We start from the raw sequence: 6,428 nt of genomic DNA, 5'->3' as shown, positions 1-6,428 counted from the left end.
TGTAGTGGTCAACTAAATCCGGACACTTGGTTAGGCCGATCCTCGGCTTTTGCTGGCGGTATCCCGTCATTGTATTGATGTGGACGTCGCCAGTTGTAGTGATCCATCAGGTAATAACTGATATCCCGCTTTGCTTCCCGCAGGCTCATATATCCCCTTGCCGGGAGCCACTCTGACTTCAGGCTTCTGAACAACCGTTCCATCGGGGCGTTATCCCAGCAGTTGCCACGCCGACTCATACTCTGGGTCATGCGATAGCGCCACAGTCGTTGCCGAAATGCCCGGCTGCCATATTGGCTGCCCTGGTCAGAGTGAAACAGCACGCCTGACGGACAACCCCGCTGCTGATACGCCATCTCAAGTGCTTTGATGGCCAGCTCGGCATCTGGTTTATCTGACATCGCCCACCCCACAACCCGCCGGGTATGCAGGTCAAGCACCGCTGCCAGGTAATGCCAACGACCACCTGCCCAGACGTAGGTGATATCGCCACACCACACCTGATTGGGTTGTTGGACATCAAATTCGCGGGCCAGCAGATTGGGAATGTCCGGTCGTTCAGACCGTGCCACCTTATAGCGGTGTGCGCCCGGCTGTTTGGATGCCAGGCCGGCTTCCTTCATCAGGTTACGTACTTTGAATCGACCAATCTGATACCCCAACTCTCGCATCATCGACATCAAGGCGCGGCTGCCAGCCGAATCCCTGCTCTCTTTGAACAAACGGCGCAACTCAGAGCGCTGTTGCATGCGCTCACGGTTAATCGTCCGCCTGCGAGCCAGATAATCGTAAAAACAGGAGGTGGGAACATCGAAGGCGCAGCAGACCAGAGTGATGGGGGCTTGCTCCCTTAATCGGTCTATCAGCGCGTACGTGTGAACTCGTCCGTCATCAAGAGAGCAGTAGCCTTTTTTAGAATGTCCTTCTCACGTTCGAGCCGGTTGATGCGGGCTTCCAGTTCCTGAATTTTTTGCTGCTCCAGAGTCAGTGCTTTGCTGATTGGGGTAGTGCCACTGCGTTCGGATTGCAGTTGCCGAACCCAGCGGCGAAGTATGGTTTCACCGATATCCAGTGAACGACTGGCTTCGGGGACAGAATATCCCTGGTCGAGCACCAGGGATGCGGCTTCGAGTTTGAATTCGGCAGTAAATGAGCGACGTAATCTTGTCATTGAACACCTCAGGTCATGGTGGCGACTGTACCACCTAAAATGGTGTCCGGGATGATTAGACCACTACACAGCGACCCAAGACTTTCACACCAGAACGAGTACAAAAGCCCGGCTTCACGACCGGGCTTTTGTATTTTTAGCGTGTTAGATTAGACAGCCAATATCTTGCTTTTATCTGCCGCAAGAGAACTAAAAAGCCGGTTATTTCCACCATCTCCTAGCTATATCAGAGCCTTGCCAGCTCAATTTACAGCCATTTAATGGTGATATGGTCGACCAAATCAGCCTTCTGCCGCCTGCTGGTTGCAGGGAAGTTCCATATTGACCACCCCCTCTTCCATCTGCACGTCGATCTTGAAGCCAAGCCGTTTGGCGAGGTTGACCATGCCGCGATTGCTGGGCATGGTCATGCCGGATAACTGGCCAATCCCCTGCTCTTTGGCGTAACGGATGATCTTCTCCATCATCAATTTGCCGAGACCCACCCCTTTCAAGTCCGATCGCACCAGAATGGCAAACTCGGCATCGCTCTGGTCCGGGCTCGAAATAGCGCGTACCACGCCGAGGATCTGATCCTGCAGCTCGCCATCTTGCCCCACAGCCACGAAGGCCATCTCCCGGTCGTAATCGATCTGGGTCATGCGAGCCAGCTCTTCATGGCCCAGCTCGCCCACATCGGCGAAGAAGCGTTTGTACCTGTCTTCATCGGAGACCTGCAGCACGAACTGCTTGTGAGCAGGCTCATCTTCCGGCCGGATCGGGCGCAGCAGGATATGGCGCTGATCTTTAAGCCAGGCACCCTCCTCCAGTTCGGTAGGATAGGGGCGGATCGCCAGTCGGTTGCTGGCCGGGAGGGCGGGGTCAGCCAGCGTGAGGCTGGCATCCAGTACCACCATCTCGGTACCGCACGCTTGCAGCGGGTGCAGGTCCAGCTCCTGAATCTCAGGAAAGGCGAGCAGCAGTTCGGAGAGCTGGCAGAGCACTTGACCGAGGGCATCGATATCCAGTCGTTCCGGCGTCGCTTGCTCACGGATCTTGCGGCTCTTGAGGGCTCCTATGATCTGGTAACGAGCCAGTGCCTGATTGAGCGGTGGCAGGGCAGCCACCATCTCCTGCGGTTCCGCACCCGACTCACCCAACAGAATGACGGGGCCAAAGATGGCGTCTTGCTGGATCCGTACCCGCAGCTCGAGGCCGCCGCTGCGGCGAGCCATGCGTTGCACCAGCAAGCCTTCGATGCGGGCGCCCGGATCATGCTGTTTGACCCTGTCCAGAATGGCATCTGCGGCTTGTGCCACTTCGGCCGAGGTGCGCAGATTGAGCACCACCCCGTGCACGGCAGACTTGTGCAGGATATCGGGCGAGCGCAGTTTTACCGCCACTGGATAGCCGATCTGCTCGGCGGTGAGGGTCGCCTCGATGGCGTCGGTGACGATCCAGGTTGGCAGGGTCGAGAGACCGGCGGCTTGTAAAATCGGGTGCACCAGATGGGTATCCAGCCTCAGTTGCTTGCGCTCCTGCGCCTGATGGATCAGTTGCTGGCACAGCTCGACATTGAGCTGGTTGCCATGCAGGGATGCAGGGGTCTCCATCAACTGCTTCTGGTTGCGGCGGTATTCCACCATGTGCATGAAGGCGGCCATGGCGCTTTCCGGCGTGCGGTAGGTCGGGAAGCCCGCCTCGGTAAAGAGTTTGCGCCCCTCCTGCGCCGAGTATTCGCCCGCCCAGTTGGTGAGGATATTGAAACGGCGCGCTCTGGGATGCTGCTTCAGATGGGTGATAAGATGGCTGGCCAACGGCGCGCTCGGTGCCGTGAGCGAGGGGGCGTGGATGATCAGTATGGCGTCGATGCCATCCCCCTGCAACACGTTGTCCAGCGCCTCCTGATAGGTGGTGATGGTGGCATCGCTGCCGATGTCGAGCGGCGGGAGAGCCAGCTTGCCGCCTCGCTCCAGCAGCACATCCACCGCCATATTGGCCAGCCCGCGGCCGTTGGAGATGATGGCGAGTCGCTCTCCCTTGAGGGTCATGGAGTGGCTGAGGGTTTCCACCGCGGCAAACAGTTCGTGGGTATCCCGTACCCGCAGCATGCCGGCGCGACGGATGGCGGCATCATAGACATTGTCGAGGCCGTGGGTCGGTTCGTGGCGCCCGCTTTTCAGTACCAGGATCGGCTTGTTGCGCGAGGCTGCCCGCGCCGCCGAGAGAAAGTGGCGGGCGTCGTGCAACTTGTCCATATAGATCAAAATGGCGCGGGTGACGCTGTCGCGGGAGAGCTGATCCAGCAGCTGGCCGAAGTCGATGTCGCAGTGATCACCTAGGGAGATGAAGGCGGAGAAGCCCAGCTCATGCTGCTTGGCCCAATCCAGAATGGTGGTGCTGACGGCGGCGGATTGCGACAGAAATGCGACTTGCCCCGGCTTGGCGGCAATGGGTGAAAAGCTGGCGTTGATCCCCTGGCCGGGCAGCAGCATCCCCATGCTGTTGGGGCCGAGCAGGCGAATGTCATATTGCTGGCAGACCCGTTTCAGCTCCAGTCGCTCCTCGGGGGAAAAGTCGGCGGCCAGTATGATGGCAGCCCCCGCGCCCTTTTGGCCGAGCGCTTCCAGCAACGGCAAGACCCGCTCCCGCCTGGTGCAGATGATAGCGAGATCCGGGGTCAGCGGCAGGCTGGCGATGTCGGGATAGGCCAGCACGCCGGCGATGGACTTGTTGCGCGGGGTGACGGGGAGGATGGGGCCTTTGAACTGGCCTGCCAGCAGGTGGCGCACGATCACATGACCCGCCTTGAGCGGGTCGGTCGAGGCGCCGATCACGGCGATTGAGTGGGGTTTGAACAGCCGATCCAGACCGCTTGCTTTCATGGGCACTCCCGTCGAAAGGGGGAAGATACCAGTCTAATACGCCTTTGCTGCGGGTTCTGTGACCGGATCCTGATCACCGTTTGTTCAGGGCATTGGCACGCAGATAAAAGCGCAGTTCGCCTTGCACCCGGCGAATGGCACCCAGATGGCGTTCCTGCAGATAGATATCCTGCTCCCGATCGAGCGCCGTGCTGGGCACGCCCATGCTTTGCAGATACTCGTCAAACAGGGTTGAACCCTTGATCTCTACCAGATGCTGTTTCATGGCTCTCCTCCCTGCGCCTTGGCGTGTGTTGATGAACGCCCAGTCTGCGGTGACCTGCCGGGTTTGCCTATTGTCACTTTTGACATGAGATTTGGCACGAGAGCGCTCACACATCTTTCAGAGAGGGCGCCGTTGAGGCGCTGGCTGGAGTTATAGTATGGCGAGGAGCACGAGGCACGGATGGTGCGCAGGATGATCAGAGTCTGGTGGTGGTGCATGGCACTGTGGACGGTTGGCGCAACGGCAACCGAGCAGCCTATCCGCGCCTGGAATCTGTTGCTGGATCACCCCAACCCCGCCGTCGTCCAGTTGTTGCGCCTCTCCCTCGATCTCACCGTGCCCGAATATGGCCCTTACCAGCTGGTCTCCAGCCCGCAGATGGAGCAGGGGCGGGCGGTGAAGGAGCTGCGCAGCGGCGAGCTGGTTCAGGTCGGTGTCTTTGCCCCCGATGGTCAGCGAGAACGGGAGTTGCTGGCAATCCACATTCCGCTGGCCAAGGGGCTGCTGGGGTGGCGGGTGTGTCTGGTTCGGCAGGGGGATGAGGGGCGTTTTGCCGCGATCGGATCGTTGGCGGACTGGCATCGCGCCGGGCTCTCCATCGGTCAGCACAGATCCTGGCCAGACACCCAGTTGCTGCGGGCTAACGGCCTCAAGGTGACGGTGGGCAATCTTTATGAGGCGCTCTTCAACATGCTGCGCAAGAAGCGCTTTGACTGCTTCCTGCGCTCGGTCATCGAGGTCGAGGATGAGCTCAGGCAGCATCCGGATCTCGCCATCGAGCCCCGTCTGGTGTTTCGCTACCCGTTGGCGCTGCTCTTCTTTGTCTCGCCAAAATATCCGGAGCTGGCCCAGCGCATCGAGCTTGGCCTGCTGCGGGCGCGGCAGTCTGGTGCTTTTGACCGGGTCTTTGAAGAGGGATTTGGCAGCACCATTCGGCGGCTGAAACTGGATGAGCGGGTGCGCCTCGAGCTGCACAACCCCGACTTGCCGCTGCCCAGCCGCAGCATGATGGCCGATCCGGCCCTTATCTATAATCCGGTGTCAGCGCAGTGAGCCCTGATTCTGCGCGGTATCCCAGAAGGCGCGGATCAGCGGTTCTTCTAGCCGCTTCTTGAGCACCCCGATCCCCACATCAAATGGCTTGAAGGCGGGTTTGAGGTCGATGATCCGCACCTTGTCGCCGAGCGGGCTGTGGTCGATTACCGCCGCGGGCACCAATCCTACGCCACAGCCGAGCGCCACCATGGCGACGATTCCCTCGTTACCCGCCACTTCGGCATAGATGTTGGGGGCAATTCCCTTGTTGCGAAACCACTGATCGCTGCGTTTTCGGGCCAGCCCCTGTTCGGAGAGGATGACCGGCAGCTGCTCCCAATCTGGCTCGCCCTGGCGGAACCACTGGTTCAGTTGCGGTGCGTTGCGCGGCGCGATAAAGACCAGCGGCACCAGTTGCAGGCTGGCGAACTCCAGCTTGGCAGGCAGGGCATCGGGACGGGCGGCGATGGCGAGATCGGCCTCATCGGCCAGGATCTTGTCCACCGCCAGCGCCGGGTCGCCAGTCTCCAGCTTGATCTCCAGCTGGGGGTAGCGGCGGCGAAAGCGCTCCAGCACCTCGGGAAGCAGAAAGTAGCTGGCGGTGACCGAGCAGAAGACCCGCAGCCGCCCCTGCAGCGGTTCATCGCTGCGTTTGAGCTCCTGCTTGAGCTGACGCCACTCCTGCAACAGGCCGCCGCCGAATTCGCGCAGCGTTTCGCCAGCGGGGGTGAGCCGTACCGAGCGGTTGTCCCGCTCGAACAGGATGCAGCCGGTCTCCTGCTCCAGCCGCTGGATGGCGCGGCTCAGGGTGGAAGGGCTGACCGCCATGGCATCGGCGCTTTTGCCGAAATGAAGGGAGTCGGCGAGGTGGAGAAACAGCTCGAGATTGCGAAGGTCCATCTTTCAGCTCCTGGCGCGGCTTGTGTGCCCGATATCCAGCGGTTGGCTGCTTGTTTCTGCCATCTCGCGGTACATTCAGCAGGCAATTATGAAGGGTGATCGTTTCAGTTATTGCAACGTACTGTTTCGAATATATCAGTTCAGGCAATAAGTGTCCCGCGCTATAGTGGTTCAGACAACGCCGCTATCCGGC

5 protein-coding genes are annotated in these 6,428 nt (G+C 59.9%); 1 reads left to right on the top strand and 4 read right to left on the bottom strand.

Annotated elements, in window-relative coordinates:
- Positions 1–8: 8 nt before the first annotated feature.
- The 3 genes from AB5Z05_RS18430 to AB5Z05_RS18420 all read right to left on the bottom strand — a co-directional run bounded on the left by AB5Z05_RS18430 (position 9) and on the right by AB5Z05_RS18420 (position 4,300).
- Positions 9–1,171 (bottom strand): IS3 family transposase gene (locus AB5Z05_RS18430; RefSeq protein WP_368150226.1). Its coding sequence is split into 2 segments (ribosomal slippage): positions 9–916 and positions 916–1,171, totalling 1,164 coding nucleotides; the frame shifts between segments, so codons are not numbered across the junction.
- Positions 1,172–1,452: 281 nt separating this feature from the next.
- Positions 1,453–4,035, bottom strand: coding sequence for a GNAT family N-acetyltransferase (locus tag AB5Z05_RS18425; protein ID WP_368152628.1), 2,583 nt, complete (start codon positions 4,033–4,035; stop codon positions 1,453–1,455).
- Positions 4,036–4,108: 73 nt separating this feature from the next.
- Positions 4,109–4,300 (bottom strand): hypothetical protein, encoded by a 192-nt coding sequence (locus tag AB5Z05_RS18420; RefSeq protein WP_005339486.1) that lies wholly within the window; start codon positions 4,298–4,300, stop codon positions 4,109–4,111.
- Positions 4,301–4,492: 192 nt separating this feature from the next.
- On the opposite strand from AB5Z05_RS18420, the gene AB5Z05_RS18415 reads away from it, so the two are divergent.
- Positions 4,493–5,353, top strand: coding sequence for a hypothetical protein (locus AB5Z05_RS18415; RefSeq protein WP_252413452.1), 861 nt, complete (start codon positions 4,493–4,495; stop codon positions 5,351–5,353).
- On the opposite strand, the gene ilvY is transcribed toward AB5Z05_RS18415, so the two are convergent.
- Positions 5,342–6,235: an HTH-type transcriptional activator IlvY gene (gene ilvY / locus AB5Z05_RS18410; RefSeq protein WP_368152625.1), complete on the bottom strand. Its 894-nt coding sequence runs from the start codon at positions 6,233–6,235 to the stop codon at positions 5,342–5,344. The two genes, AB5Z05_RS18415 and ilvY, sit on opposite strands and share 12 nt — an antisense overlap.
- Positions 6,236–6,428: the final 193 nt, after the last annotated feature.

It is taken from the genome of Aeromonas sp. R2-4 (assembly GCF_040908365.1).
Taxonomy (GTDB): domain Bacteria; phylum Pseudomonadota; class Gammaproteobacteria; order Enterobacterales; family Aeromonadaceae; genus Aeromonas; species Aeromonas veronii.
The sequence above is the reverse complement of the archived record's forward strand: the minus strand, read 5'-3'. Positions and strand labels throughout refer to the sequence as shown.